Origin of the sequence: Xanthomonas sp. LMG 8993, assembly GCF_009835065.2 — a bacterium.
GTDB classification, from domain to species: domain Bacteria; phylum Pseudomonadota; class Gammaproteobacteria; order Xanthomonadales; family Xanthomonadaceae; genus Xanthomonas; species Xanthomonas arboricola.
In genome coordinates this window covers 1-625 of the sequence record NZ_QVIF02000029.1, presented here as the reverse complement: position 1 = coordinate 625, position 625 = coordinate 1, and the positions used below count along the sequence as shown (strand labels likewise).

2 protein-coding genes and 1 pseudogene are annotated in these 625 nt (G+C 66.1%); 2 read left to right on the top strand and 1 reads right to left on the bottom strand.

What is annotated here, in order from left to right:
• The coding region (locus DYQ94_RS20630) for a hypothetical protein (RefSeq protein WP_505414927.1) at positions 1–212 on the bottom strand (212 nt) is incomplete at its 3' end.
• On the opposite strand from DYQ94_RS20630, the pseudogene DYQ94_RS20625 reads away from it, so the two are divergent.
• Positions 171–263, top strand: a pseudogene (locus tag DYQ94_RS20625) (phosphopantetheine-binding protein); the annotation flags it as partial. The gene DYQ94_RS20630 and the pseudogene DYQ94_RS20625 overlap by 42 nt on opposite strands.
• Positions 264–272: 9 nt before the next feature.
• A partial coding sequence (locus DYQ94_RS20620) for a condensation domain-containing protein (protein ID WP_505414926.1) occupies positions 273–625 on the top strand: 353 nt, incomplete at its 3' end.

The following is a 625-nucleotide window of genomic DNA, read 5'->3' as shown; positions in this document are numbered from 1 at the left end:
CGTCGGTCTACGTACCCTTGGAGAGCCTGCCGCTGACAGCCAACGGCAAGCTGGATCGCAAACGCCTGCCGGCGCCGGAACTCTCCCGGGACGCCACCCTCCACGAGCAGCCGCAGGGCGCATGCGAGCAGCGCATTGCAGCCATCTGGAGCGAACTGCTCAAGATCGAAATGATCGGCCGTGACGATGACTTTTTCGTCCTGGGTGGTCATTCACTGACCGCGGTCCAGGCGGTCGCGCGCTTGCGTGCCGCGTTCCACCGTGAAGTTCCGTTGCGTGAACTCTTTGCGCACCCATCGCCACGTTCGTTGGCGCGGTACCTGGATGCAGCCGATGACGCCGACACGGCGCCGATCGCGGTGGTCGACCGTTCGCGCCCGTTGCCGCCATCGCTGGCCCAGCGTCGGCTGTGGTTCCTTTCCCAGCTCGACGGCGCCGCCGGTGTGGCTTACCACATGCCGGTGTCGCTGCGCCTGGAAGGCGAGCTTGACGTTGCAGTATTACGCGCCGCGCTCGATGCGCTGGTGGCGCGGCATGAGAGCTTGCGTACCCGTTTCCTGGCGCGCGATGGCGAGCCCGAGCAGGTGATCGATCCGGCCGATCGCGGCTTTGCGCTACGTGAGTT